The sequence below is a fragment of the Nesterenkonia haasae genome, assembly GCF_010119385.1.
Lineage (GTDB): Bacteria > Actinomycetota > Actinomycetes > Actinomycetales > Micrococcaceae > Nesterenkonia > Nesterenkonia haasae.
Window position 1 is genome coordinate 69,892 of sequence record NZ_VFIE01000019.1, and the last position, 25,436, is coordinate 95,327.

Consider the following 25,436-nt stretch of genomic DNA (forward strand, 5'->3'; position numbering starts at 1 on the left):
TTTCAGGCGTCGCGTTCTGAAATGAGGAAATAGGCGGACATCGCGCCAGGGTGCTCGGCTGCGCGGCCGGCGTACGATGTCGCCTGGCGCAGCGCCTCTTGGTATCCAGCACCTCGGGTCAGGGCCGCCATCATGACGCCGGCGAAGGCGTCGCCACATCCAGTGGTGTCCACCACCCTCACAGCATCAGCAGGGACGTGCTGGACCGGCACGCCGCGCTGGAACAGGTCAACGCCAGCTCCGCCGCGAGTCACCACCACAGACTCCACGCCGACGGCCGTGGGAAGATCTTCGATCTGTTCCCATGCGGACCCGGCTAAGCTGCTGATCTCCCCCTCATTGACAATGAGGAGGTCCACCAAACCCTGAGGCAGCGGGCCAGTCAGAGAAGGGGAAGCGTTCAGGGCTACCTGCACGCCGTGCCTCTGAGCACGGGTGGCGAACTCCATGGCTTCAGTTTCAGGCACCTCGAGACTGAGCAGGGCCCATCGAGCGTCGGCGAAGACACTATCGGCTGTCTTGCCGCTCAGTACAGCGTTAGCCCCCGGCTCCACCACAATGGTGTTCTCCCCGTCGCCCCGGACGTTGATATATGCAGTCCCCGTCGCAGCGCCGTCGGAGACCAGCAGTGGAGACGTGTCCACTCCCGCAGCCTCAAGAGCCGATCTGGCCTCTGAACCCCCGGGGTCGTTGCCCACAGCGCCGATCATGCGCGTTGTGGTGCCCTGCAGCGCCGCCGCAGCTGCTTGATTTGCGCCCTTTCCCCCGGTCGCCCGGGAAGTGCTGAGGGCCTTTAGTGTTTGTCCGGGCTCAGGGAATTCGGGGACCCGCAGCACAATGTCTTGGTTGATGGACCCGAAAACCAGCAAAGACGACACCTGTTCGGCCATGTGCGTTGCTCCCTCATTTCACTCTGTGCTGCAATGGTTATTTGATGAGGTCGTGGACTTGGACGACCTGATCGCGGCCTGGTCCCACGCCGATGGCGGAGAATTGCGCACCCGACATTTTCTCCAAGGCCAGCACATAGTTCCGCGCATTCTCGGGCAGTTCCTCCAGTGTTCGCGCACCAGTGATGTCTTCGGTCCAGCCAGGAAAGTTCTCGAAGATCGGCTTGGCGTGATGGAACTCAGTCTGCGTCATCGGCATCTGGTCGTGCCGCACACCGTCAATGTCATAGGCCACGCACACCGGGATCTCCTCAATTCCAGTGAGAACGTCAAGCTTGGTGAGGAAGAAGTCAGTAAAACCGTTGATTCGCGCAGCGTACCGGGCCATCACAGCGTCGTACCAACCGCACCGGCGGGGGCGCCCGGTGTTCACGCCGAACTCGCCGCCGGTTTTCTGCAGAAACTCGCCCCAGTCGTCGAACAGCTCAGTGGGGAACGGGCCGGCGCCGACACGGGTCGTGTAGGCCTTGATGATGCCCACCGATCGATTGATGCGTGTGGGCCCGATGCCTGATCCGACACTGGCCCCACCGGCTGTGGGGTTCGACGACGTCACAAACGGGTAGGTGCCGTGATCGACATCCAGGTACGTGGCCTGCCCGCCCTCCATCAGCACCACTTCACCTCGGTCTAAGGCGTCGTTGAGCAAAATAGTGCTGTCGACAACCATGGGACGCAGTCGGTCGACGAAGGACAGGAAGTAGTCGGCAATCTCATCGACGGTGATGTCCCGGCGGTTGTAGAGCTTGACCAAGAGTTCGTTCTTCTGCCGCAGAGCGCCTTCGATCTTCTGCCGCAGGATGGACTCATCAAAGATGTCCTGGACCCTGATGCCCAGCCGTCCGACTTTGTCCATGTACGTCGGCCCAATGCCACGCCCGGTGGTGCCGATGGCACGCTTGCCCAAGAACCGCTCGGTGACCTTGTCCATCGTCTGGTGGTAGGGGGCCACTAGGTGCGCGTTGGCGCTGATCCGCAGCTTAGACGTATCGGCTCCGCGAACCTCCAGACCGTCGATCTCTTCGAACAGTGCTTCAAGGTTGACTACTACACCGTTACCGATCACCGGAGTGGCATTCGGGGAGAGGATTCCGGCCGGCAGGAGCTTCAGCTCGAACTTTTCACCACCGACGACCACGGTGTGGCCGGCATTATTGCCTCCGTTGGGCTTGACCACATAGTCGACTCGGGAGCCGAGCAGATCGGTCGCCTTGCCTTTTCCCTCATCGCCCCACTGGGCACCGACGATAACAATGGCTGGCATGAGAGTCCTTCCAGACAAGTGAGTAGGCCTCAAAAAGTCTAGCAACCCTGACACCCAGTGACCTCCAACACACCGTTCAGAAAATGCCCAGCAGCACCGGATAGCTTCATCAAGCATGGGTAAAGTAACCGCAATTGCGAAATCCTGGGTTCTAGCCAGGTTGGCCGCGAAGCTCGCACTGCCGAAACTGGTCATCGGATGGCTGGTCCTGAGAATTCTTTGGAGCGTGTTCAAGCGTCTGCGTTCACGGCGTAGTGCTGAGCCAAGCGCAGAAGTCTGAGATGACGCTGAGGCCACGGCAAAGATGACGTGGGCGGGTAAAGGAGTCAGGACGTATGGGCACCTATTTCACTGAGCGCCTCACACGCCGGACCGGGGCGCAGTTGGTGATGGATGTCGAGTCCTCAGTCGGCGCCGTCCGGACCGTGTCACGCTTCCTCAACGGCAATCTCCAGCCGCTACCCGGGATCGGACCCCCCAGCAGGGCTGTGGCCAAGTTCGTCACGAGGCCGCCGAAGAAGATCCGCAAGAAGGCTTTCCAGCTAGCAGGCCGGAGCCAGGCTCTGCCGGCAAGGTGGATCGGTGACATCAACGTCGACGCCATCGACCGTTGGGTGGTGGAGGAGTACACCCGGAAACAGCCCGATCAGAGACAGTACCCCGCCGTGATGGTCGGTGCCGTCAGTGGTGCCGCGTACTTCCTCGCTACGGCGTTGGGAATTCCATACCTGCCCCAGACCACCCTGGTCTCCGTCGTTGACGGCAAGAATCACCCAGACGATATCCGGGGGGCGATGAAATCTTGGGCCCCGGCAGCCCAGCAAATTGCGCAGCAGAATCCCCGGATCAGTGTCCACCATATGCACGATCCCGCCCAAGACCGCCCCATGATGGAAAAGACCGCATTCTTCCGGCTCAAGAGACTGTCACTGGGGCCCGTATATGAACAGTTTCTTCGCGAGCGCCTGGAACCGGGCGGGGCCATCATTACCCTGGAGAACTCCCGTTCCTGGCGGGCTGCGCGAACTGGGGAGCGCAGTTTCTTCCAATTCGGCTGCCTGGGCGGGCTCCCCGAGGAGGAGTATCACACAGGCAGCACCCGGATTACGCAATTCCTTGGGCAACAGAACTCGAGTTTCACCGCGTGGTCTCCACCTGACATGACGGAACGCACGCCGGATGGCGAATGGGGCTGGGACCCTGCTCTGGGAGACGACGTTGAGCGCCTTATCCACGAACAGGGGTGGGAACGACGACGTCTGCACCAGAACGAGCCACAGGACGCCTCTGCTTTCATCGCAGAACTGTACCGGGACTGGTACCGCCGCCTCGGTTGGCAGGACAACCGGTTGTTGGCGCAGACATACACCCTTTTGGATCCGCGGGCGACTCTGGCAACTGGTTCCATTCCGTTCTGGAACAGGTTTCACATGCAGCCCAGTTTCGATGTACTCCGTGAGTACCTCGAAAGCACGGACACCTACGACGAAATCCTGGTAAGCCTGTTCTCGCACGGCCTGGTCTCTCCCGGGCTGGTGAGTTTTGCGGACTGGCAATCACTCGCGCGCCGATTTGCTCACAGTCATGGCGCGGTGATCGGAACCGATGAGCACACCTACCCGATAGATCCTGGGGGTCCTGTTCGCTACCAGGACGCGTTGAGGAACGCTGGTCCGCACAGGGAGCTCCCCACCCCGCTGACACTGGCGGAGGTCGACGCGTTCGCCGAGCGGTACCGGATCAGTCACGATGCATCGCCGGTCGATCACACTGACGATGTCACAGGTGAGGGAATTCGCAATCCGGTGCGGTGGTCAACGCAATAGGTTCCCTGGCGGACCTGGTGGGGCCGCTGGGGATCAGCCCAGGCGGCCTTCAGAGAGCTCGAGGTAGCACGCGGCGCAGAGTGACTCATACCAGACATCCGTGCCGTCGATGGCGATCTGATCTCCGTCGAAGATCACTGCATCACCCTGTCTGCGGGTGTTGAACACCGCCTTCTGCCCGCAGCTGCAGATGGTCTTCAGCTCCTCGAGCGCATGGGCCAGGTCCATGAGTCGGGCGGAGCCGGGAAATGCGTGGGTCCGGAAGTCAGTGCGAATTCCATAGGCCAGCACAGGAACCCCGTCCAGTACGGCGATGCGGAGAAGGTCATCTACTTGGCCAGGGGTCAGGAACTGCGCCTCATCCACCAGCAGACATGCCACCGGCTTGACCTCGGCGGAGGAGGTAAAGGACTCACCCTGCACCAGACCTTCCAGCAGGGTGCCTGCAGGATCCGCGGTGGCATGGCGGTGGTAGAGGGCTCGAAGGTCGGCCTCCGGGGCGATAAGGAAGTCAACAGTGCGGGCCACTCCCAATCGCGACACGATCTGGTCATCGCCTTTGGTATCGACCCCGGGCTTGGCTAGGAGTACTCGCTGGTTGCGCTCCTCGTAGTTGAACGCCGCCTGTAGCAGTCCGGTGGACTTGCCGGAGTTCATAGCCCCATAGCGAAAATAGAGTTTGGCCATTAGCTCCGCAGCATGCTGATCTGCTCAGCTGCGGTGGCATCACAGTCGTGGAGAAGGTTCCCGATTCGCTCGACCTCACCAAGCTCACCAATGGCGGCGGCAGCCTGTCCCAGCGCAGCCAGCGATCTCAGGAAGCCTCGGTTGGGTTCATGCTCCCAGGGCACCGGCCCTTGACCGCGCCACCCGTTGGCGCGAAGCGTGTCCAGGCCACGGTGATAACCCACCCGGGCGTAGGCGTACCCCTCAACGGTATAACCGGCGTCCAACGCTTCCTCCGCCAGCAGGGCCCACACCAAGGACGATGTGGGGTGCTTAGCTGCCAGGTCAACAGGCTCCTCACCTGTGGCCAGAGACTCGACGACCTCCGGCTCGGGAGGCAACAATGTAGGTTCGGGCTCCATAAGATTCTTACCGAGGATGCTCATACTGCTCATCCTAACTGGGTCAGGCGCTTGCCTCTGCGGGACTGAATTAGACAGCCACCGACCTCGGCGGTTCTGGTTCATCGGCGGCGAGATCGCCGGGCTTGCGCTTCTTCTGCCGCATCGTCTTACCGTGGATGACCCTGTGCCGGACGAATCCGGAGGTCTGGTCCACGACCATGGTGATAGCGATAATGACGAATAATGTGATGCCGATGGCTTCCCAGTCATATGGGCGCTGGCCGAAGAGGCCGTTGGGCGGGCTGATGAGACGGCCTATACCTCCAGCACCGAGAGCTCCCAGGATGGCGGAGGCTCGAATGTTGACCTCGAACCGGTAGAGCCATATGGCGATGACCTCGGGCAGGACTTGGGGAAGCACAGCCCAGCGGATCACCTGGATGTGACTGGCCCCAGCAGCACGGGATGCTTCAAGAGGGCCCTGATCAACGCCCTCAATCGACTCAGAGATCAGCTTGGACAATGTTCCGATCGAGCTGATCCCTAGAGCGAAGGCACCAGCCATCGCTCCCCCTCTGTCGGCGGGACCCACACCTAGGAGTGGGATGAAGATCGCGACGGCGAAAACAATCTCCGGTACCGCGCGAATCACGGACAGAATGAATCGCATCGGAATGTAGGTCGCTAACGGGGTCATATTACGGGCCGCCAGTATCCCGCAGGGCAGTGAGAAGAGCGCGCCGACGATGGTACCGATCCAGGCGATGGCTACTGACTCAAGCATCGCGTCGAATGCGGAGGACCAGTTGCCGCGTGCCTCCTCATCGGGCACCTGCGCCACCCCTCCAACCATTTGGAGACCGAAGTCCCAGACCCGTGCTGGCATCTCGAGGAGAGCACTGAGAGTCATGCCTGTGCCTGCCGCCGAGGAGACGAACAGCACGCCGATCATAATCAGCGCCATGTTGTACCAGAACTTGACTGGTTTCACCGGGCGCATGTCGAGGCCGTCGGGTGTGTACCCGCCCCGGCTCTGACCGGAAGCTACGCGCTGCTGTTCCCGGGTCCGCTGTTTCCTGGTCCCCACATAGGCAAGTGCGTAGATCGTCAACGCAACGGAGAATGCGCCAGCGCCGATGGCAAGACCCCACATCATCCTGGAGAAAACGTCCGAAGACTCCGCAGCAGGTGCGTAGGTCAGCAGGAATCCGCCTGACGCCAGAAGCAACGCGCCGACCAGCGCAGCTGAAACCTTATACCCGTGGCTCACAGCAGCTTCCTCCGTATCCAGAGCGACAGCAGGTCCACCAGCAGCACCACGAAGACCAGGGCCCAGAGGATGGCTCCGACATTCTCGTACCCCTGAGACATTCTCCCGATCTGCCGGCTCAGTTCTCCACCGATACCTGCCACCCCGACCACACCCAACGCGGCTGATGCCCGGATGTTCAGTTCGAACACGTACAGACTGTAGGAGATGAAACTAGGCATGACAGCGGGCAGCACCGCAACGCGGTCACGCTGGATGAGGTTGGCGCCGGCGGCATCAGCTGCCTCAAGGGGCCCAGGCTGTATAGCGTCTATCGACTCGCTGAGCAGTTTGGCCACGATGCCGATGTTGAACATGATGAGCGCAAGGACCGCGGCCAGCGCTCCGAGTCCGTAGGCTGTCCCGCCGATGAATGCGGCGAATAAGAGTGCCCACGCGACGTCTGGGATGGAACGGACGACTGAGTTGATGGCCTTGATGGTCTGGCTGGTGCCCTTGTTGAGGCTCGACACCGGGGAGGCGAGCATAGCGAGGAGAAGCCCGATGAAGCACCCAATAATCGTGGCTACGACCGCCATACACAGGGTGATCAGCCATTCACCCCAGATAGGCCGAGAAGTGCCTGCAACGTTGTGCAGGAAGAGATAGCTCCAGTCGGGATTGAAATACCCGAGGAGCTGCTGACGAGTGTTTCCCCCGGTCAGTCGACCAGGCACCTCGGCGATGCGGTCGATGAAGTGAATATTGGATCCGGCCCAGTATGTGATTGCAATGAGGGCGAGTCCGCCGAAGGCGCCCATGGGGCTGATGCGGAGCTTAAAACAGATCAGCAGCGCCATCACCATGATGATCAGGCCGATCAACGGATCGCGGGGAGCCCAGAGAACAACATCGCCGAGCGGGAAGAACAGGACGGCATCGCCTTCCCACGTCCAGCAGAAGAGGCCGAAGGCAACCAAAGCCAGAAATGCCAATCCCAGATAGGGCGGCACTTTCGGGCTGGGAGGTCTAGGGCGGCTCTGCCCTTGCGCGGATGCTGCTGCAACCGAGCGCTTGGAGACAGCTGTGCTCACACAGTGTCCTTGCGTTCGATGCCGTCTTCGACAGCCGGCACTGCCTGGGTTAGATCGGCTTCTGTGGGGTTTTCGATGTGCTCCCCCAGACGCCCGTCCCCACGCGCTTGTCTGATCTCGTCAGCCGACAGTGGGCGCTGATACACCTCTGCGATCACGCTGTCGGTGGCCTCCTGCGTCGGGCCGTCGAATACCACCTCGCCGTTTCGCATCCCGATAATCCGGTCAGCGTAGTCCCGCGCGAGATCCAAGTGATGCATATTCACAACGCAGGTGATGCCTAGGTCACGCTGGATGGTACGCAGGTCCCCCAGCACTTTTCGCGCCGTGGGCGGGTCCAAGGAGGCGACCGGCTCATCGGCGAGGATGACCTCCGGATCTTGGGCCAGAACTCGGGCGATGGCTACGCGTTGCTGCTGACCCCCCGACAGCGCAGCTGCCCGGTTGTAAGCCTTCTCAACGATCCCTACGCGCTCCAAGGACTGGAAGGCCACTTCCTTGTCCTGGCTGCCGTACCAGCCGATGAGTGAACGCCAGGTCGGGGTAAAGGCCGATCGTCCGATCAGCACATTATTGAGAACACTGATGCGCCCGACGTTATTGAACTGCTGGAAGATCATGCCCACTTTCGAGCGCAGTTTCCGCAGCTTGGACTTGTTCTTGGGGTCCACTACGGTTTCGCCCACGGTCAGTGTGCCGTTGGTGTATGGGACGAGCCCATTGACCGCCCGGATCAGGGTGGACTTCCCCGCCCCAGAAAGCCCGATGATGGCAACGAATTCGCCCTGATTGATCTCCAGGCTGATGTCGCTGAGCCCCTTGTAGCCGTTGGGGTAGACAACGTCGACGTTCTCAAACTTAATCATGGTGAAGGGGTCCTGATCTTCGGGGTGCGAGCCCGGCCATCGGTCGGCAATCGCACCCCGCAGATCAGGGGGTTCCTCTCAGTTCAGATCAGCGGCCTGGTCACTGGTCGCCGAAGTCGTTGTAGACCTGGCGTGCGACGTCGAGAGCTTCCTCGTCAGCCGGGACCAGACCGTTGATCTCGTAAACGTCGTAGAGCGGGTCGCCCTCGTCAAGGTCACCTGATTCGGCGAAGCTCAGCCATGCATCGACCAGGATGTCGAGCTCTTCATCAGTGAACTCGTCGGAGGCCACAATGCCGTCATTAGGGATGGGGCCGGCCCATGCGAAGACCACCAGCTCCTCACCCACATCGGGGTTGTCGTCCACGATGTTGGCCCGAGCGTCGTCGAAGGATGTTCCAATGGTGAATTCGCCGTTGTAGACAGCTTCCACGGCCTGGTCGTGGCCGCCGGCGAACTGGGCGTCCACCTCGACTCCGAGCTCATTGAGCTGGGTCTGCGGGAAGTAGAAGCCGGAAGCGGAGCCCTCTTCGACGAAAGCAACGCTAGTGCCATCCTCGATCAGTTCCAGTGCATCCTCACCCATCGGTCCATAGTCGGCGAGCTCGCCGGACTCCTCATCGAATATGCCGTTGCAGAAGAGGAACCCCTCATCATTGGCGACGGGCTCGTCGTCCAGGCAGTAGGTGTCCGGGTCGTTGGTGAACCACTGGGTCACGTAGGTGTCGGCACCGTAGCGCAGGGACTGCAGAATCGGAGTTCCGCCTGCTTCATCCTCTGCTTGGATCATGCCAACCGGGCCGGACATCAGCAGCTGCACATCGCCTGACTGCATACCCTGGATGACACCGAGGTAGCTGTCTGCGAAGAAGATGTCGACGTCGAATCCGCCCAGTGATTCGGAGAGTTGCTCGGCCAAGGACTCGGCGTTCTCTTCCTCAGCCTCCGTGGCGGAGTCGGTGGCCGGGACAAGCCCGATAGTGATCGAGTCAACGGATTCGATCTCGGCGGCAGCGTCTTCGCCACCGTCGGCACCATTGTCAGTGTCCTCCACATCGGCGACGTCGTCGTCGTCCGTGTCATCTCCGGCGACATCGTCCTGATCACCGGCACAGGCGGCAAGAGAAAGGGTCAAGACACTGGCCAGCGCGAAAGCTGACTTGGTGTTCATACGCATATGGGAGTTTCCTTCGAGTCCAGTCAAGGTGCAGGTGCGGTCGCCGGGAAGAGGCCGTGATGACCTTCGCCCGAACTGTCGTGTGGGCGATGGGCCCGCAAGACTCATCTCACTCTAAGTGGCGCTGAACCTGGCCACAACCTGAAAGTGCTCATTTCTCGAAGCTGTCACCCAGAGTTAACTTTCAGTGTCTGGCAGTCGAATCACACAGCGTTTAGCCTGCCCAACGGCGAATGGCACCCAGAGATTCGGCGAATGCAGCGACTCGCACGTCAGGGTTTCCAAGGCCGGTGCAGAACCGGTCGATGAGGATAGTGTGTCCTCCCAGGGCCTCTACATGTGCAAGATCATTTGCCCAGATATCCCCGATGGAGAGTATGTCCTTGGCGGATATCGGCTGAGGGCTGATGTGCCGAGCCCGCTCCAGAGTCAGCGGCATCCCGAACGGCTTTTGCGCTGAGTTGATGACCGCATCGAAGCTGTCCTGGAGGCCCAGGGCATGCAACCACGTGTCGAACCCCTCTTCGGGAGCGTTCGTGGCGAGAACGGCGGTGACTCCGGACCCGCGAAGCTCCTGCAGTAGAGCAGGAGCTTCGGGTGGGCAGTGCAGGTCCGTAGAGCCCAAACCGCCTCCCACCAGGTTTCGGCGTGCCTGGCGGAAGGCCTGGCCGGCCTCCGTTTGGGTGAGACCAGATTGGTTAGCAAGAAGCTGGACCAACTGGTACCCGTCTTGGAGGGGCCAGGCGAGGGGATGGGCCTTTCCCGCATCCGGGGACGGGGCAGTGTCCAGAGCCACCGGCGTGCCGGCGTCGTCGTACTCGATCTCCTCAGCCAGCAGGCGGTCCTGCGCGAAGGCCGTGGTGACGACCTCCCGCACTGGCCGCCCACCCGGCCCCCGCAGGGAACGCTGCTCGAGGAGGCTGTCGACCTGGTCCGCGTAAGCGAGAACTGGGTCATCGCCCAGGCAGAGCGTGCCGTCGAAATCCAACAGGAGTAGCTTGTTGCGTGTCACCAACTACGTCGTGTCCGCTCTGAGATCGCGCACCCTGCTTGCCACCTCGCCGTCTACTTGATGGATTTACCAGCCGAGCCGAGCTTCTGGGCCGCTTCGACGATTCGCTTGGCCATATTCTCTTCCGCGGCTTTGCCCCAGACACGGGGGTCGTAGGTCTTCTTGTTGCCGACATCGCCGTCGACTTTTAGCACCCCGTCGTAGTTCTTCAGCATGTGGTCGGCCACGGGGCGAGTGAAGGCGTACTGCGTATCAGTGTCGATGTTCATCTTGATGACGCCATAGCTGACGGCATCGGAGATTTCTTGGTCGGTAGAGCCGCTTCCACCGTGGAAGACCAGATCGAAGGGGTTGTCCTTGCCGTATTTTGCCGACGTCTGTTCCTGGATGTCTTTGAGAATCTCGGGCCGTAGCTTCACATTCCCGGGCTTGTAGACCCCATGCACATTGCCGAAGGTCAGGGCCGTGATGTAACGGCCCTTCTCCCCGAGGCCCAGGGCTTCGATGGTGGCAATTGCATCATCGACGGTGGTGTAGAGCTTTTCGTTGATCTCGTTCTCCACACCGTCCTCTTCACCACCCACGGTGCCGATCTCCACTTCGAGGATCTGCTTGGCCGCTTCGCTCCGCGGCAGCAGCTCTGCCGCGATCCGCAGGTTCTCCTCCAGAGTTTCGGCGGAGCCGTCCCACATATGGGAGTTGAAGATGGGGTCACGGCCGGCTTTGACTTCTGCTTCTGAGGCCTCCAGCAGAGGTAGGACGAAATCGTCGAGTTTGTCCTGGGGGCAGTGATCAGTGTGCAGCGCGATGTTCACGCCGTAGTTCTTAGCGACCTGCTTGGCGAATGCTGCGAAACCCAGGGAGCCTGCGACCATGTCCTTCATGAAAGGCCCCGACCAGTACGCGGCTCCGCCCGTGGAGACCTGGATGATGCCGTCTGACTCGGCGTCAGCAAATCCTTTGATTGCGGCATTGAGCGTTTGGGAGCTGGTGACGTTCACCGCTGGGAAGGCGTATCCACCAGATTTGGCAGAGTCGATCATCTGGTTGTACTTGTCAGGGGTTGCGATGGCCACGCTGAGCTCCTTTGACGTTGGATCTGACGGCGCAGCGAGTGACCTGTCCCGACCCTCACCCTAGCGATGCGCGGATCACTGGGCATAGGGAAGCGAAGTCACAGCGCTGCTGTGACCCCATCCTATGGCAGGGCGCGTGGCTTGTCAGAGTCTCTTGAGCAGGGCGGCTCCTTATGTGATCGACGCCCGGTAGATTGACTCGATCGTGGAGTCCAGGGTGTTGTTGAACTCATGGTCGCTCTGCTGAGCTGTGAGGCCGTCCAAGAGGGCTCGGCTGAAGCTGGCGATCAGACCGTTGTTCCGCGAGAGTCGTTCGTTGGCGTCGTCGCGGGAGTATCCGCCAGAAAGCGCGACCACGCGGGCCACCTTAGGATGCTCGATGAGTTCTGCGTAGAAGTTGTCCGCGGTGGGAATCGTGACCTTGACGGCGATCTTCTGATCCCCTAGCTGCTCCAGATGGCGGAAGATCTGATCTTTAAGAATGGATTCCGCTTGTTCTTTGTCCGGGGCTTCGATGCTGACCTCAGGTTCCAGAATAGGCAGCAGTCCGGCGTCAAGAACTTGTTGCCCAAGCTCAAACTGCTGAGCGACGACGTCCGCGATACCCTTTGAATCGGCTCTGTGGATGACGGAGCGTTCCTTCGTGCCGAACACACCGGAGTCCTTTGCCCGCTTGAGCAGTGCACCAAGACCTGGGATCTCGCGCATGAGCTGGACTCCCTGCTGCTCGTCTTCCAGTCCTTTGTCGATCTTCAGCAGCGGAATGACACCTTTGTTCTCACGGAGGTACTGGGCGAACCCTTTGCCGTCCACCTCCCCGCTCAGTGTTGCTTCGAAGAGAATTGCGGCGAGAATCCGCTCACCGTTGAACGGGGGGCTGGTGACAATCCGGGTGCGCGTTTGATGAATGAGCCGGAACATCTCCTCCTCGGAGCTGTACTCCGTGTCTTCTACCCCGTAGAGGCGCAAGGCCTTGGGTGTGCTTCCTCCGCTTTGGTCTAGTGCGGCAATGAATCCCTGTCTCGTTTCGAAACGGTGGAGCTCCTCCTGATCGACCATGCGTACTCTCCTTAAGCCTCTGCGGTAGTGGATGACTCGAGATGTAATGCTAACACTTCTCATTATCTATTAGTGGTCTGAGATGCACCATCGATGAGGTGGCGGAAAGTCACACCCGAAAACCTTCGCGCCTCGCGGCTGAGGTGAGCTTGATCGGCGTACCGTGCACCGGCTGCAACGTCCCTAATAGCGGCACCAGTCCGGGAAAGGTCTAGGGCACGCTGAAATCGGTGGATCGCCATAAGGGTCTTCAGGCCGTATCCGAATACGCGACTGCTAAAACGCAGAAGCGTCCGCTGCGAAAGACCGAAGTGCTCACTCATATACTGCACACTGGCCCCCTTGCGTGCAGAGCTGTCCAACGAACACGCGAGATTCAGAACAGCCGGGTCCGGCGCCACCCGCTGCCACAGCTCGACGGCAACAAGCTCGAGAGCTTCGGCAGGATCGAAGTACGCCGCATCCAACGCGGCAGGCGGTACTCGTAACAGTTCGTGTAGTGCGATGCGTTGATTCACGACATCATCCGCTGATACACCCAAAAGTGAGGGCGCAAGACCAGGAGAAAAACGTAGACCCCATGTGGCAGCGTCTTTGAAGGAGGGCACAAGCATGGCAGTCGTGTCTGGACCAGCGAAGAGCAGTTCGCCCCTAAAGCACACCACATCCATGGCGGCATCGGGGAGAACACGGAAGGCTTCATTCGCATCGCCTTCTGCAGCGACCCGCCACAGTGAAGTACCAGGAACTGGTCCAGGCCGGGCAGTGTAGCTGCTCATTCTTCCCTCCTTCAGGTGCGCTGACTTGATCCTAGACTTCCACCGAATTGACCGAAACGTTCAAGACTGCAGAGCAGATCCACCAATAAAGTCTCGATATGGCAAATTTCAGAGCTCATCAGGACCGAAGCACGGCGGACAAGATCAGCGCCCTCTTAGAGAATCTCGAAGTTCAGGCCGATGGGCGCTCCGAGATTCTCACTCAAATGCGCGAGCTGGTAAAGGCGAACTATCCCACCGTCGAAGAAACTTTCCAATACGGAGGGCTGCTCTACAAGGATGGATCGTTCTTGTTCACCGGCCTCTTCGCCCGCAGGAACTACATCACAGTTGAACTGGGCGGAGGAGCCTACATCGATGACTTGTACGGGCACCTAGAAGGAAAGGGCAGCAAGGAGGGCCGAAAACACATCCGCTTATTCGAACCATCCGACATCAGGGAAAAGCGCGTTGAGGAATACCTTGCCTTGGCATCGTATCTGTTGCTCCGTGGGTAATACCAGTAGTGCCACAACTATAAGCGCCGATTTTGATCCTCGCCCAGTTTCGGAAGAAGTTGTGACTATGACTGCTACGGACAGGTCTTCTTGCCTGAGGAACTCATGCGTACGCGGTAGCGGTGACGCAGCGAGATTCCTCTGCCCTTGGTCGTGAACACTGAGGCCGCCACTGCGATGAACTTCTACACCCCCGGTCCCGGCGCCTTCGAAGAAGATGACGCCGCATGTTCATCGATTCGTGGATGGAGCCTCCGCAGTCGTGGCGAGCGCAGTGCAGATCGAAGCTCACCATGAGGAGGCTGAAGACCGTCGTCCGGCCATGGAATCACGCAGTGCTCTTCCCAGGGAACGGGTGAACTCACGGTAAGCTCCACCGGTCCAGCTCGACCCTACGCTCCTGCACCTGAAAGCCAATGCAGACTGGCCCTGGAAATCGTTCAGACGGTCCTGAAGCTCAGGGCATTCCGCTCGCTGACTCTGGTGTCGTCGCGAGGACTCCTCCCATGAGGCTGAGGCCGGGGCTACCAGTCGAGGATGCGATGGGCGCCGTCGCGCCGAGGGTCATCCGCGCTGTTGATGGTACGGGCACCGTAATCAGCTTCCACCATCTGGACTGAACCGAAAGTCGCCAGTTCATCTGGCCAAACTTGGGTGTTCCAACCGAGGTTTTCGAGCTCAGAGACGAGCTCGGAGGGGTGCCCCTGTTCCAAATACAGTGTGCTGCCTTCGGCGCGGAACCGCGGGGCGGTGATGGAGTCTTGGAGATTCCTCTCCTGCAGTCCCCATTGAACCAGGACAGTGCCGAGGATGTTGAGAATCTGGTGGCCCCCAGGACTTCCGATTGCCATCACCGGTAGGCCTGCGTCGTCGAGCACCAGGACGGGATTGGACCACGTCACAGTGCGTCGACCCGGCTCGGGCTGATTAAGGTCGGATGGGATAGTTTCGAATCGTGAAAGGTGGTTGTTCAGGAAATACCCGTCAATTAACTGCCCTGAGCCCCAGAAAGACAGGAGGGTGTTGGTCATCGAGACTGTCAGGCCCTCTCGATCCACGACACTGACGTGCGTCGTATTCGGGGCATCAGTACGGCCCCCAGTGGCTTGGATGCTCTGGGCTGAGGATCCGAGCCCGATGGCGGCGTTGGATTCACGATCCGTCAACTCCTCAACGGGGACTGAGACGAAATCCGGATCCCCCAGCTGGGTGAGTACGCTATCTTCAGCCACCAGCCAAGCCCGTGAGAGGGTATCGACGTACTCGGCGGAGCCCGGGTCCATGTCTGTTATTCCTTGGGCTTCGGCGATCTGCAGCATTTGGATCATCGGTGCTCCAGGAAGCGCGGGCGCTGCACCCAGCAACTCGTATTCCCCAAAGTCACCTCTCACTGGCTCAGCGGCAACCACCTCATAGTCAGCTAGAGAACCAGCGTCGATGCCGTCAGCGCCATCGACGAGCGACTCCGAAAGAGACCCGGTGTAGTAATCCTCCCAATCGTTCTCACTGAGCGTGTTGATGGTGGCTGCCAGGTCTTCCTGAACCAGGGTTTGGCCTGCTGCGAGTGGTTGGCCACCAGGCGCAAAATGCTCGATCTGCGACACAGCTGCTGTGCCTTCGCTTTGTTGCATTCGTTCGGCTAGGAACTCCGACACGTTGAAACCCTCTGAGGCAAGTTCGTAGGCCGGTTGAAGAATCGAAGACCAGTCCAGGTCGCCGTGCTCTTGGTGCAGCTGCCCCATCCCCGCGACGAACCCTGGAATTCCTACGTTGCTGTCGGGAATGATTCCGGCGTCGTTGACGACCTCCCTGTAGTCGTAGAATCGGGGATCCTCTCCAGGTCCTACGATAATGGCCGAACCACCGCCCCCAATACCAGAGGCGAAGGGCTCAACCACGGAGACAGCGAAGGCAGCCGCTATCGCAGCGTCAACGGCGTTCCCACCTTGTTCAAGGATGCGCTCGCCCGCTTCTGCCGCCAATGGATGTCCTGCACTCACCCCTGCTTGGTTCAGGACAGTCTCTTCCAGTTCCGATTCGGCACTGTTGGTCGCTTCGCCAAGGGGAGCAGACGGTGTTTCGTCCGTTGGTGTCCCTGGAGCAGGCCCCTCTGGGGCTGGCGGTGACTCCTGGTCGACAATCCCGCAGGAACTTAGGACGATCGCTAATACCGTTGCGGTAGTGGTGATGCTCAGGACGCTGGCCGTTCGCATAGTGGGGGTACTCCATTTCGTGGTGGTGATAGTGACGGGGACGTGTGAAGTAGGTGCATCGACGTGAGCGGATGATTTCGGGGCGGCGAGCCAGGACATGGGTTGGCTCAGGACTGTTTCGAGGGGCCCCCTGGTAGAGATCTTTCTCCAGAACAAGGCGAAAACAACAAGCAGCGAATACAGCACACTGCTGATGCCCAACCCGCCAAGAGTCGTTGTCGGTGGCTCGAACCAGGACAGGGCAAGTAGGTGCGTCACGTACGCGGTCAGTGGAATCTGTCCAATCGCAGCCACGAGACGGGCAGAGGCGCCGAGTAGCGGGGTAATAATCAACAGTATGCCGATCAGGGCGGCGGCCATCCCGACGGAGCTGATCAGCCACAGCGGCATCTGGCTGTGACCGTAGGCGGTCACCAGCCAGTCGAAGCCGACCCTTGAGAGGTTTGGCTCTCCGATCCGGGATACGAGCGCGTTGGCGCATAGGAGCGCGCCGATGGCCGTCCCAGCGCCGAAGAGAATGAGGCGTCGCTGCACCATCACACGGCTCAGTTCCATTCTTCCCAGCCATAAGCCAAAGATGAAGGGAGCCGCCCACACGATAAGCGGGTAGGGCCCGGTGAAAAGCACGGACGTGATGATCTCGGTCGGCTGGTGCCCGAGGGCGGCAGGCTCGACGTTGGTCACTGGGGAGCCGCTCACATGGATGAGTATCCAGGCTAGGGGGCCTGTTATGGTCCAAGTCAGTGTCAGGATGAGGAGCCCTCGCGTGGGTAGAAGCAGCAGGAGCAAAGCGAGGAGAAAGAGCAGGGCGTAGAGGGCGAGGATCACGTTAGCCTGATGGGGCAAACGCTGCAGAAGAAGGCCCAATAACAGCAAAAGCAGAGCTCGCCAAATCAACATTGCCGCCGCATTTGGTCGACTCCGCTGACGCTTCATCAGTAGTGAGATTGCGATACCTGCCACGACGATGAATAGGATCGATGCCCGCCCGTACGCGGAGCGAATCACCAATGAGGGAGTCCCATCAAGCTGATGTGGGCCTACGTTGACAATAATCATTCCCAACACCGCGATGGAGCGGGAAATATCCAGAGCGATGAGACGTCCTGTCTCATTCATTGAATGTCCGTCAGGCATACGGCAGACTGAGCATCCATATTTCACGTCCTGCCCGGTGCTCCGGTGGACTGTTGGCCTTCATCATCACTACCTCCTCACTAGGTCTATTCACCCTAGAGACCGGTGCCCGCAGGTGGCAGGGGTTCTTAGTACCTGTCTCCACCGACGAACTCGCCCCCTTACCGGTCGCTGCAGCAGTCGTTCAGAATGCACGCGTTCAGGAGCGGCGAGGGCGGGGTTGCCAATACTGGGGTTGATAACCCCTCCCACGGTTTCGGTGATCGTGCTTGGATGAAGGGAAGCGGAAACTTTCGCGTCGTATTCGAGCCGATTTAAATGGGGGTTTCCGGATGGCAGGGCCGTCTCGAGTAGTCAGTACCGCTGCCATCATGGGGAAGATCCCCGTTTTCTTAGCGATTAGCGCATTCTGCGGGGCACTTGCCGCGCTCATGGTTTTCCCCATTGCTGCTTCCACCGGCGCCCTGGCTCGGATGGGCGAAGAAGTTCTTGATGAGCACCCGGCAGAGTTGCGTGAAGCGCCTGAAAGCCTTCCTTCCGTGTTCTACGCAGCCGACGGGACTGAAATCGCCAGGTTTTACGCGGAAAACCGCGAACCGGTCTCCATTGATGACATTTCCACCGAAATGATCGACGCGATTGTCTCCATTGAAGACGAGCGATTCTACGAACATGGTGGAACCGACCTGCGAGCCATCGCCCGCGCAGCAGTCAACAACCTCGCCACGGACACTCGCCAGGGTGGCTCCACCATAAGCATTCAGTACGCCAGTCTTCTGGTGCTTAACGCGGATTCCCTTGAGGGACGAGAGCGCCTCGTGATGGGAGGAACCACGACCATGGCCGACCGGCTCTACGAGGCCCGCCTGGCTGTGTCGTTGGAGGAACATATGACCAAAGAGGAAATTCTCGAAGGTTATCTGAATATTGTGCTTTTCGGACAGCAGAATTATGGCGTGGAAGCCGCTGCACAGTACTACTGGGGCGTCTCCGCCGCTGAGCTCAATACCCAACAGGCAGCTCTGCTGGCCGGCATGGTGCAGTCGCCGAACTACTTTGACCCCGTAACGAACCCAGAGGCAGCGACCAGCCGACGGAATGTTGTACTCGGAACAATGCTTCGAAACGGCTATATTTCAGAACCTGAGTATCAAGAGGCCGCTGCAGCTGATTTAGACCTGGTAGACGAGCCCCAGGCTCCGGGTTCCGGTTGCATCGCGGCAGACCTTGCTCCGTATTTCTGCGACTATGTCTACACTTTGTTGGAGCAGGATCCGGCCCTTGGTGAAGACGTTCAGGAACGCCGTGAGCTCATCGCACGGGGCGGTCTCCACGTACACACCACCCTCGATGCCGAAATGCAGCGCGCCGCTGAGGAAGAAGTGCTCGCTACCATGCCAGTTGGCGAACCCGAGGGAGTTATCGCTGCTATCAACACACTGGACCCCCGCAACGGCGACATCCTTGCCATGGCTCAGTCCACCACCTACAGTCCGGAAGACGACGGAAACGGCGCAACATCTGTCAACTTTAACGTCGGCGGCGTCAATAATGGGGGCATTGGCTTTCCTGGCGGCTCTACTCTCAAACCCTTCGTCGCGGCGGCATGGATTGAAGAGGGCGGCTCGATGGACGATGTCGTCGATGCATCTCAGACCGAATATGAATACGGTGAGGAATGGGAAGCCAGTTGCCGCCCGGGCGGAAGCATCACTCTGCTCCCTGACGGCGCTGGTGACACTCGCGATGCTTGGCCCGTGGGAAATGTTGCCGAAAACATGGAAATTGATATGACCGTAGATTTTGGGCTCTTTCACTCACTGAACACTGCAACACTAGCCACTGCATATGAAATGGACCTGTGCGCCATTACCGATGTTACTGACCGGCTTGGACTGGTCAACCCCGACGTCACGATTGACCGCGGTTTCCAGGTGAACCTCAACGAGGGGATCCCGCTAGATACCCCGTCGTTTGTACTGGGTTCTCAGGTGATGCATCCGCTCACCATGGGATCGGCCTATATCCCCTTTGCTCGCGACGATGGTCAACGGTGTGAGCCACGAGCCGTTGAGTCGGTGACGGATAGGCTGGGTAACGAACTCGTCGTCCCGGAGGTCGACTGCCAGGACGCCCTTGATCCGGAGGTTGCCGCTCAGGTCAATGACACGCTCATCAACATCGCGGAGCAGCAGAACTCCGTCGGCGCGGGCGGCCCTCCCTTCCCTATGGCCGGCAAGACCGGCACTAGCCACACTGCATCGGCTACGTGGTTTATGGGGTTCACCGAAGGACTCGTCACGACTTCGTATGTGGGCCGCTACCAGGGTATCGAACAGCTTTACGAGCGGACTATCGATGGCGTGTATTACGAGGAGATTTACGGATCGACGCTCGCAGCGCCGATGTGGTACGCCTATATGACCCGGGACGAGGTAGGGCATGCATATCCGCACGGGGATTTCCCAGAAGCTTCAAACTCACCTTTCGACGACCGGCGTACTCCCCGGTACACCACAGCGCAAGCCACCGGACCAACCCTTCCCGGTGACGGCTAACCCAAACAATGACCTGCAGGGGACGCCTACGCAGCAAGTGACAACTGACATTCAGAAGCAATCCGATGAGTATGTGGAGTGCCGGCCGTCGCTTCAAAGCTTTCCTTGTTCCAGTCCGCCAAGCCATCACGGTGTCCTGTATCGCCGACTCTTGACCCCAAGTCCCGCTCCGTATATTCCCTAAGGGAGCCCCAGCAGACGCAGCCCGGCGGCGGCGGCGGCTCCGACGATAACCACAACAATGAACGGAGCTCGCAGCAACAACGCGATACCTGCAGCGACCAATGCGCCGATGCGCGCGTCAAAAACGATTCCGCTGCCTTGGGAGAAGGTGTTCATCGCAACAAGCGCGGCCAACAGGGCGACCGTCATTGTGCCTGAAATCCGTGTCACCAGAGGATGACCTAACCAACTCCCTGGGACCAAGTAACCGACCAGCTTCGTGGCATAAGCCGCACCACACGCCAGCAGCACCCACACCCACAAACTCACTGCTGACACCTCATACGGCTTGGGGACCTTCGGGAACCAGGGCTGACGCGCTCTCTTCGAGCCGCCAAAAACCCCCACACTACGGCTACTCCAGCGGCGACGAGTATCGGGACCCCTGCGGGGACCAGAGGCATGATCAGCACTGTGAGCAATGCTGCCAGCACGGCCAATGCCCATGGCTCCCGGGCTCTGAGGCGCGGCCACAGCAGACCGAGGAAAGCAGCGACGACGGCTCCGTCAAGTCCTAGCGACTCAGGTTCCGCGATGAAATCACCCAGCAAAGCTCCCACCACTGTGGCGAGGTTCCACCCCAGATAGCAGGCGATACCGGTAATCCAGAAGCCTCGCCGCTGTTCGGCGGCGGTCTCCTGGACCGTAGATGTCGCCATCGTTTCATCAATAGTCAGCTGCGCAGCCACCAACCTCTTGGCTCCCCGGGGGTTAAGCAGCGCCTTGAGCTGGACGGCGTAGATGGTGTTGCGCAGACTCAGCAGCGTCGCTCCCCCAAATGCAGAAGCCGGGGCACCTCCGGACGCTATCACTCCGATGAACGCGAACTGTGACCCCCCGGTGAACATGAGCGCGCTCAGCGCAATGGTCTGCCACAGCGTCAGCCCTGAGGCCACCGCGAGCGCTCCGAAAGACACCCCGTAGAGCGAAATAGCCGCGGCAATCGCCAGACCGATCCTCGCCGCTGGTGTGAGGCGCCACAGGGCGCCATTCTGCTGGTCCGGTTCAGGGGTCTCAGTCATGCATACCTGTTGCCTTGCCCCTCCTCTTCATTACACGCATGGCGGGCAGACTCGTCGCAGGGGTCGGGGCTGGTGAGCATCAACATCGTCCATCACTAGATTATTGCACCCGCAAGCCCGACTCATTTGTAGGGTATCTTGGTTCGATTGACTGTCAGGTCCCGGCCATCCGCCGCACTTGTGCGGTGCAGGACGTTCAGCCAGTCTCGCCGCTTACAGTCTCTCCGATGGCTGAAAGTCCTGAGTTCCAATGGCGGCGAGAAGCTGAAGCTGTTCTGCCGACGTCGAGTTCCCCGCAGGCGCCGTGAACCATAGGAGACGCTGGCGCTGGTCCTCACTGAAAAGTGACAGACAGTTCAAGTCCAGAACGCCGATAGCGGGATGAACAATCCGCTTCCGGTCACTGCGCCGCACAGCGACATGCTGCAGCTCCCATAGGGCAGCGAATTCTTCGCTGTAGCGCAGGAGATTCCGCAGAACTTCCTGCACGTCGTCGTCCCCACCGCGGCGGCCAGCGACGACACGGAGATCCGACACATATTGGCGGGAGTGATGGGAATGCTCCTCAACAGGGTATATCAGGCGGTAGCCCGGTTCAGTGAACCACCGGTAGATCGAACCCGACCGGGGCCCCGAGGACGGGGCGGGCTCTCCCAACAGTGCGCCTCCCGCGGGATTCTGCGCCAGGACGACTCCCAGATCGGAGATGACGCGTGCCGGTGTATTTTCTAACTTCGTGAGGAGGTCCAACAGCGCCGGGTGAAGGTTTCCAGCAGGTCCATGCGGAGCAGGAACGGGCCTGCCGGCAAGATGGAAAAGATGGTCGCGTTCGTCTGAAGTGAGCCGCAGTGCCCTTGCCAGGGCTGCGAGCATCTGCTCAGAGGGTTGGGCCTGCCCTCTCTCCAGCTGAATGTAATAGTCGGAGGAAGCGCCTGCTAGCATCGCCACCTCTTCCCGCCGCAGACCCGGCACACGGCGGCGCTGACCGGGGGCGATGCCAACATCCTTCGGCCGGACGCCGGCTCGCCTCACGCGTAGGAACGACCCGAGCTCTCTGAGTTGCATCTATTCATTATGACCCCGTCGAGATGAGGAGGCAGGGGTTGTCATCCCCCCGGTCAAAAACACCTCACAGTGCGTCTACCGCCGATACAGGATAGATGAAGGCCTCGGCGGACGCTGGGTCCACACCTCTTGAAAGGACCACCGTGAGCGTAGATACACGCATCGCACTTGTCACCGGCGGCAACCGGGGTATCGGCCGGGCAACGGCTGAAGCCCTGGCCTCAGACGGAACAAACATCGTGCTGACCTACAGAAGTCATGAAGAGGAAGCTGAGGAGGTGCTCCGTCTCCTGCGCGGCCGTGGATGCCGAGCCGAGGCGCTACGACTGGACACCAGCGAGGCTTCGTCGTTTGAACAGTTCACAGCCGATCTTCGCGGTACCCTCGCGGACGGTTGGGGTCGGGCCAGCATCGACATCCTGGTGAACAATGCCGGCTTCACCGGAGCAGCAGTTCTCGGCTCAACCGACGAAGAAACACTGGATCAGCTCTACGCCGTCCATTTTAAGGGTGTGTATCTGCTCACACAGGCACTCGTGGCACCCGCGGCGGATGGACTCTCCCCGCTCTTGGCGGATGGTGGCAGGATTGTGAACGTATCCTCCGGCCTCGCTCGCTTCGTGACAAGCCCGTATGCTGCCTACGCCGCGATGAAGGGCGCAGTAGAGGTGCTCTCCCGGTACTGGGCACAGGAGCTCGGTCCTCGCGGTATCAGCGTCAATACGGTGGCTCCCGGCCCGGTGGCCACCGATTTCGCCGGAGGGTACATCCGAGCCAGCGAAACGGTACAGCAGGAGCTCAGTGCCAGGACTGCCTTAGGTCGCACCGCCTTACCAAAGGACATCGGAGCCGCCGTGGCGGCCTTACTGAGCCCGGGTAACGCATGGATGACCGGGCAGCGCGTCGAACTCAGCGGAGGCTTCCGCCTCTGAATCAACACCGATTCCACACCTATCTCCATTCATGCGCTAGCGTACCCGTGTGCAGATAGGTGTGTTCGACTCCGGAATCGGCGGGGAGGCTGTTGCTGTCCGCCTGCGCGAACTGCTCCCCCAGGCCCGTGTCCTCACCGCTCACGATCATCACAACGTGCCCTATGGCAGCCGCTCAGAAGACGAGGTCTACCGGCTGACTAAACGGGCCATCCAACCGTTGCTCGGCAGCAGCTGCGAAGCGATCGTGCTGGCATGCAATACCGCCACAGCGGCAGCAATCGACCGGCTGCGCGCCGACTATCCCCGCACCCCATTCGTGGGGCTGGAGCCGATGGTTAAGCCTGCCAGCACCATGTCAGAGTCCAAGACGATCGTAGTCTGTGCAACTCCCGCGACGCTTCGCAGTCAGCGGTACCAACGACTGAAGACGGACTGGGCTTCAGCCCTCACAGTGCTCGAGCCGGACTGCTCAGAGTGGGCAGCGACTATCGAAGCACGGCGGCCTGATGAGGTGAATCTGGAGCCAGTGACCAGAGCTGTGCAGCAGCAGGCTGCCGATGTGATCGTCCTCGCCTGCACCCACTACCACTGGATCAAACCTCAGGTGGAACTGGCGGTCGGTGCGCAGGTGAGGGTGTTGGAACCCTCCGATGCGATCGCTGCGCAGATTCGCCGCATCACAGACGTTGCACAGTCGACGTCAGCGCCCTCACGTCCCTAGAATCTCAGGGTCTCCGGCGAGCCATCAGCACCACGTCGTGGAGAGTGACCTCTTCGCCGGCAGGATTGCGGCCCCTTCGGGATTCTTCTCTTGCCGTGAGGACCCTCCATTGGCCCGGGTTCAACCTGGCGGAGATGGCCGCAGTATGTGTTGAGGCCTCCTCTGGAGGGTGCTCCGGGGCATGATTGTGCGCCCCGTGAAGGTGCCCCACAATCGGCAGCGACCCGCCAGGCTTAACCCATGACGCGATCCGCTCGTAAAAGTCCAGCTGCGCCGACGCTGGATGCGCATAGTGCGTCATCACGAGGTCGAACTCTACGTCGGGAGACCACACTGTGGCATCAGCTTCAACCCAGCGAGTTCTTTCGGCGACCCCGGCCTGGTCAGCACTCCGTGCGGCGTGGCCGAGGGCGCGAGAAGAGATGTCAACTCCTGTGACGTCCCATCCCCGACGTGCGAGGTGGATGGCTTCCGCCCCTGCTCCGCACCCGGCATCCAGAACAGTCCCCGGCTGCAGCGACTCGGTCTCACGTTCTAGATAGGGATTGGCAGGCGAGGCTGGCGTCTGCGCGGCTCCGTGCACTGCAGCCCAATGAGTTTCCCAGTACGGTTTGTCGAAGTCATAGGTCATGCTGCCATCCTGGCTCCGAGCGTCCCACTCAGCAGCTCGGTTTGCTGAATCTGCAAATGTCAGTGACGCCCTTTAGAGTGCTGATGTGGATGAGCAGACGCACGAACGGGTGCGGGACGTTATTGCCTCGGTGCCGTCCGGCAGAGTTGCCACCTATGGAGACGTGGCGGCGATCGCTGGCCTGTCCACTCCCCGACTTGTGGGACGGGTCCTGCGTGAGGATGGTTTCGACCTTCCCTGGCATCGGATCATCCGTGCCAATGGCGTCCCCGCGCCACACCTGCTCACCGAACAGCTGGAACGTCTGCGCACCGAAGGAGTGCTGGCAGAAAACTGCCGGATAGATCTGAAACGCTACCGGTGGAATCCGCACCTGGATGAGATCACTGTGGTGCGGCGTGCTGACGCACCCAGGAGTGCATGGCGATCCCGGCGGCCACACCGGCGTTGATCGACCGAGTGGACCCGAACTGGGCTATGGAGAGAGTCGCGTGAGCAGCCTCCCTGATGGGTTCACTGAGGCCGGGCCCTTCCTGCCCGAACACCAGCACACACCGCTCGGGCAGCGGGTACGTTTCCAACGGCACTGAGTCTGGAAACAGGTCCACACCGAGAACGACGACGCCGGCTGCCTCTGCCCAGCTCACAAACTCCTCCACTGTGGGGTGGTGCCTGATGTGCTGATACTTGTCCGTCACCATGGCTCCGCGCCGATTCCACCGTTTCTTGCCGATGATGTGCACTTCCTTCGCCAGAAAAGCATTGGCGGTGCGGACCACGGTGCCGATATTGAAATCGTGCTGCCAATTTTCAATAGCCACGTGAAAACCGTGCCGCTTTGAGTCCAGATCCGCGACGATCGCCCCATGCCTCCAGTACCGATAGGAATCGATCACGTTGCGCCGGTCTCCCTCGCGCAGAAAAGTGGGGTCCAGGTGCGCGCTGTCCGGCCACGGCCCGTCCCAGGGGCCGACTCCCACTTCCCTCTCTGGCGCTTCTGCAGCTGAGGCGTG

24 protein-coding genes are annotated in these 25,436 nt (G+C 60.3%); 6 read left to right on the forward strand and 18 right to left on the reverse strand.

Annotation, left to right across the window (positions count from 1 at the left end):
* Window positions 1–2: 2 nt before the first annotated feature.
* Together FH975_RS06935 and FH975_RS06940 are read right to left on the reverse strand one after the other, a co-directional pair.
* Window positions 3–890: a PfkB family carbohydrate kinase gene (locus tag FH975_RS06935; RefSeq protein WP_162320689.1), complete on the reverse strand. Its 888-nt coding sequence runs from the start codon at window positions 888–890 to the stop codon at window positions 3–5.
* A gap of 37 nt (window positions 891–927) precedes the next feature.
* A complete protein-coding gene (locus tag FH975_RS06940) occupies window positions 928–2,214 on the reverse strand; it encodes an adenylosuccinate synthase (RefSeq protein WP_162320690.1) in 1,287 nt (428 codons plus the stop codon).
* Window positions 2,215–2,549: 335 nt separating this feature from the next.
* Here FH975_RS06940 and FH975_RS06945 point away from each other — a divergent pair, with 335 nt between their 5' ends.
* Window positions 2,550–4,040 carry a hypothetical protein gene (locus FH975_RS06945; RefSeq protein ID WP_162320691.1) on the forward strand — a complete coding sequence of 497 codons (1,491 nt, stop codon included), beginning with the start codon at window positions 2,550–2,552 and terminating at the stop codon, window positions 4,038–4,040.
* A 33-nt stretch (window positions 4,041–4,073) separates the two neighbouring features.
* Here the strand turns inward: FH975_RS06945 and FH975_RS06950 are convergent, their stop codons facing one another.
* The 10 genes from FH975_RS06950 to FH975_RS06995 form a co-directional block, all read right to left on the reverse strand.
* Window positions 4,074–4,727 (reverse strand): thymidine kinase, encoded by a 654-nt coding sequence (locus FH975_RS06950; protein WP_162320692.1) that lies wholly within the window; start codon window positions 4,725–4,727, stop codon window positions 4,074–4,076.
* Window positions 4,727–5,152 carry a DUF3151 domain-containing protein gene (locus tag FH975_RS06955; protein WP_162320693.1) on the reverse strand — a complete coding sequence of 142 codons (426 nt, stop codon included), beginning with the start codon at window positions 5,150–5,152 and terminating at the stop codon, window positions 4,727–4,729. Before FH975_RS06955 ends, FH975_RS06950 begins: the two co-directional genes overlap by 1 nt.
* Before the next feature lie 46 nt (window positions 5,153–5,198).
* On the reverse strand, window positions 5,199–6,380 hold the full coding sequence (locus FH975_RS06960) for a PhnE/PtxC family ABC transporter permease (protein ID WP_328821809.1): 1,182 nt from the start codon (window positions 6,378–6,380) through the stop codon (window positions 5,199–5,201).
* The gene (locus FH975_RS16910) at window positions 6,377–7,453 is read right to left on the reverse strand and encodes a PhnE/PtxC family ABC transporter permease (RefSeq protein ID WP_162320694.1); all 1,077 of its coding nucleotides are present in this window, start codon (window positions 7,451–7,453) and stop codon (window positions 6,377–6,379) included. The genes FH975_RS06960 and FH975_RS16910 overlap by 4 nt, the downstream gene beginning before the upstream one ends.
* Window positions 7,450–8,319 (reverse strand): phosphonate ABC transporter ATP-binding protein, encoded by an 870-nt coding sequence (phnC, locus tag FH975_RS06970; RefSeq protein WP_162320695.1) that lies wholly within the window; start codon window positions 8,317–8,319, stop codon window positions 7,450–7,452. The genes FH975_RS16910 and phnC overlap by 4 nt, the downstream gene beginning before the upstream one ends.
* A gap of 100 nt (window positions 8,320–8,419) precedes the next feature.
* Window positions 8,420–9,496, reverse strand: a complete 1,077-nt coding sequence (locus FH975_RS06975) for a phosphate/phosphite/phosphonate ABC transporter substrate-binding protein (RefSeq protein WP_162320696.1) — start codon at window positions 9,494–9,496, stop codon at window positions 8,420–8,422.
* Window positions 9,497–9,710: 214 nt separating this feature from the next.
* Window positions 9,711–10,508: an HAD family hydrolase gene (locus FH975_RS06980; RefSeq protein WP_162320697.1), complete on the reverse strand. Its 798-nt coding sequence runs from the start codon at window positions 10,506–10,508 to the stop codon at window positions 9,711–9,713.
* Between the two features lie 53 nt (window positions 10,509–10,561).
* Complete coding sequence (fbaA, locus tag FH975_RS06985; RefSeq protein ID WP_162320698.1) at window positions 10,562–11,584, reverse strand: class II fructose-bisphosphate aldolase; 1,023 nt, start codon at window positions 11,582–11,584, stop codon at window positions 10,562–10,564.
* A gap of 171 nt (window positions 11,585–11,755) precedes the next feature.
* On the reverse strand, window positions 11,756–12,643 hold the full coding sequence (locus FH975_RS06990) for a fructose bisphosphate aldolase (protein WP_162320699.1): 888 nt from the start codon (window positions 12,641–12,643) through the stop codon (window positions 11,756–11,758).
* A gap of 62 nt (window positions 12,644–12,705) precedes the next feature.
* Window positions 12,706–13,422, reverse strand: a complete 717-nt coding sequence (locus FH975_RS06995; protein WP_162320700.1) for a helix-turn-helix domain-containing protein — start codon at window positions 13,420–13,422, stop codon at window positions 12,706–12,708.
* A 98-nt stretch (window positions 13,423–13,520) separates the two neighbouring features.
* Between FH975_RS06995 and FH975_RS07000 the strand changes: the two genes are divergently transcribed.
* Window positions 13,521–13,919 (forward strand): DUF1801 domain-containing protein, encoded by a 399-nt coding sequence (locus tag FH975_RS07000; protein WP_162320701.1) that lies wholly within the window; start codon window positions 13,521–13,523, stop codon window positions 13,917–13,919.
* Window positions 13,920–14,443: 524 nt separating this feature from the next.
* On the opposite strand, the gene FH975_RS07010 is transcribed toward FH975_RS07000, so the two are convergent.
* Window positions 14,444–17,251 (reverse strand): gamma-glutamyltransferase, encoded by a 2,808-nt coding sequence (locus FH975_RS07010; protein WP_162320703.1) that lies wholly within the window; start codon window positions 17,249–17,251, stop codon window positions 14,444–14,446.
* A gap of 389 nt (window positions 17,252–17,640) precedes the next feature.
* Here FH975_RS07010 and FH975_RS07015 point away from each other — a divergent pair, with 389 nt between their 5' ends.
* Window positions 17,641–19,827: a transglycosylase domain-containing protein gene (locus FH975_RS07015; RefSeq protein WP_162320704.1), complete on the forward strand. Its 2,187-nt coding sequence runs from the start codon at window positions 17,641–17,643 to the stop codon at window positions 19,825–19,827.
* A gap of 180 nt (window positions 19,828–20,007) precedes the next feature.
* Here the strand turns inward: FH975_RS07015 and FH975_RS07020 are convergent, their stop codons facing one another.
* The 3 genes from FH975_RS07020 to FH975_RS07030 form a co-directional block, all read right to left on the reverse strand.
* Window positions 20,008–20,319, reverse strand: coding sequence for an AzlD domain-containing protein (locus FH975_RS07020; RefSeq protein WP_162320705.1), 312 nt, complete (start codon window positions 20,317–20,319; stop codon window positions 20,008–20,010).
* The gene (locus tag FH975_RS07025) at window positions 20,316–21,071 is read right to left on the reverse strand and encodes an AzlC family ABC transporter permease (RefSeq protein WP_162320706.1); all 756 of its coding nucleotides are present in this window, start codon (window positions 21,069–21,071) and stop codon (window positions 20,316–20,318) included. Before FH975_RS07025 ends, FH975_RS07020 begins: the two co-directional genes overlap by 4 nt.
* A gap of 213 nt (window positions 21,072–21,284) precedes the next feature.
* Window positions 21,285–22,136 (reverse strand): MmyB family transcriptional regulator, encoded by an 852-nt coding sequence (locus FH975_RS07030; protein WP_162320707.1) that lies wholly within the window; start codon window positions 22,134–22,136, stop codon window positions 21,285–21,287.
* Window positions 22,137–22,279: 143 nt separating this feature from the next.
* Between FH975_RS07030 and FH975_RS07035 the strand changes: the two genes are divergently transcribed.
* The gene (locus FH975_RS07035; protein WP_328821810.1) at window positions 22,280–23,068 is read left to right on the forward strand and encodes an SDR family NAD(P)-dependent oxidoreductase; all 789 of its coding nucleotides are present in this window, start codon (window positions 22,280–22,282) and stop codon (window positions 23,066–23,068) included.
* Window positions 23,069–23,117: 49 nt separating this feature from the next.
* On the forward strand, window positions 23,118–23,792 hold the full coding sequence (locus FH975_RS07040; RefSeq protein ID WP_162320709.1) for an aspartate/glutamate racemase family protein: 675 nt from the start codon (window positions 23,118–23,120) through the stop codon (window positions 23,790–23,792).
* Window positions 23,793–23,796: 4 nt separating this feature from the next.
* Here the strand turns inward: FH975_RS07040 and FH975_RS07045 are convergent, their stop codons facing one another.
* Window positions 23,797–24,423: an SAM-dependent methyltransferase gene (locus FH975_RS07045; protein ID WP_162320710.1), complete on the reverse strand. Its 627-nt coding sequence runs from the start codon at window positions 24,421–24,423 to the stop codon at window positions 23,797–23,799.
* Window positions 24,424–24,508: 85 nt separating this feature from the next.
* On the opposite strand from FH975_RS07045, the gene FH975_RS07050 reads away from it, so the two are divergent.
* Window positions 24,509–24,874 carry an MGMT family protein gene (locus FH975_RS07050; protein ID WP_162320711.1) on the forward strand — a complete coding sequence of 122 codons (366 nt, stop codon included), beginning with the start codon at window positions 24,509–24,511 and terminating at the stop codon, window positions 24,872–24,874.
* Here the strand turns inward: FH975_RS07050 and FH975_RS07055 are convergent.
* Window positions 24,807–25,403 carry a TrmH family RNA methyltransferase gene (locus FH975_RS07055; protein WP_328821838.1) on the reverse strand — a complete coding sequence of 199 codons (597 nt, stop codon included), beginning with the start codon at window positions 25,401–25,403 and terminating at the stop codon, window positions 24,807–24,809. The two genes, FH975_RS07050 and FH975_RS07055, sit on opposite strands and share 68 nt — an antisense overlap.
* Window positions 25,404–25,436: the final 33 nt, after the last annotated feature.

Bases quoted from the DNA above. Each gene is read 5' to 3' on its own strand.
- FH975_RS06935 (WP_162320689.1), bottom strand. From the start codon at position 890: ATGGCCGAACAGGTGTCGTCTTTGCTGGTTTTCGGGTCCATCAACCAA.
- FH975_RS06940 (WP_162320690.1), bottom strand. From the start codon at position 2,214: ATGCCAGCCATTGTTATCGTCGGTGCCCAGTGGGGCGATGAGGGAAAA.
- FH975_RS06945 (WP_162320691.1), top strand. From the start codon at position 2,550: ATGGGCACCTATTTCACTGAGCGCCTCACACGCCGGACCGGGGCGCAG.
- FH975_RS06950 (WP_162320692.1), bottom strand. From the start codon at position 4,727: ATGGCCAAACTCTATTTTCGCTATGGGGCTATGAACTCCGGCAAGTCC.
- FH975_RS06955 (WP_162320693.1), bottom strand. From the start codon at position 5,152: ATGAGCATCCTCGGTAAGAATCTTATGGAGCCCGAACCTACATTGTTG.
- phnC (WP_162320695.1), bottom strand. From the start codon at position 8,319: ATGATTAAGTTTGAGAACGTCGACGTTGTCTACCCCAACGGCTACAAG.
- FH975_RS06975 (WP_162320696.1), bottom strand. From the start codon at position 9,496: ATGCGTATGAACACCAAGTCAGCTTTCGCGCTGGCCAGTGTCTTGACC.
- FH975_RS06990 (WP_162320699.1), bottom strand. From the start codon at position 12,643: ATGGTCGATCAGGAGGAGCTCCACCGTTTCGAAACGAGACAGGGATTC.
- FH975_RS06995 (WP_162320700.1), bottom strand. From the start codon at position 13,422: ATGAGCAGCTACACTGCCCGGCCTGGACCAGTTCCTGGTACTTCACTG.
- FH975_RS07000 (WP_162320701.1), top strand. From the start codon at position 13,521: ATGGCAAATTTCAGAGCTCATCAGGACCGAAGCACGGCGGACAAGATC.
- FH975_RS07010 (WP_162320703.1), bottom strand. From the start codon at position 17,251: ATGAATGAGACAGGACGTCTCATCGCTCTGGATATTTCCCGCTCCATC.
- FH975_RS07015 (WP_162320704.1), top strand. From the start codon at position 17,641: ATGGGGAAGATCCCCGTTTTCTTAGCGATTAGCGCATTCTGCGGGGCA.
- FH975_RS07025 (WP_162320706.1), bottom strand. From the start codon at position 21,071: ATGACTGAGACCCCTGAACCGGACCAGCAGAATGGCGCCCTGTGGCGC.
- FH975_RS07030 (WP_162320707.1), bottom strand. From the start codon at position 22,136: ATGCAACTCAGAGAGCTCGGGTCGTTCCTACGCGTGAGGCGAGCCGGC.
- FH975_RS07045 (WP_162320710.1), bottom strand. From the start codon at position 24,423: ATGACCTATGACTTCGACAAACCGTACTGGGAAACTCATTGGGCTGCA.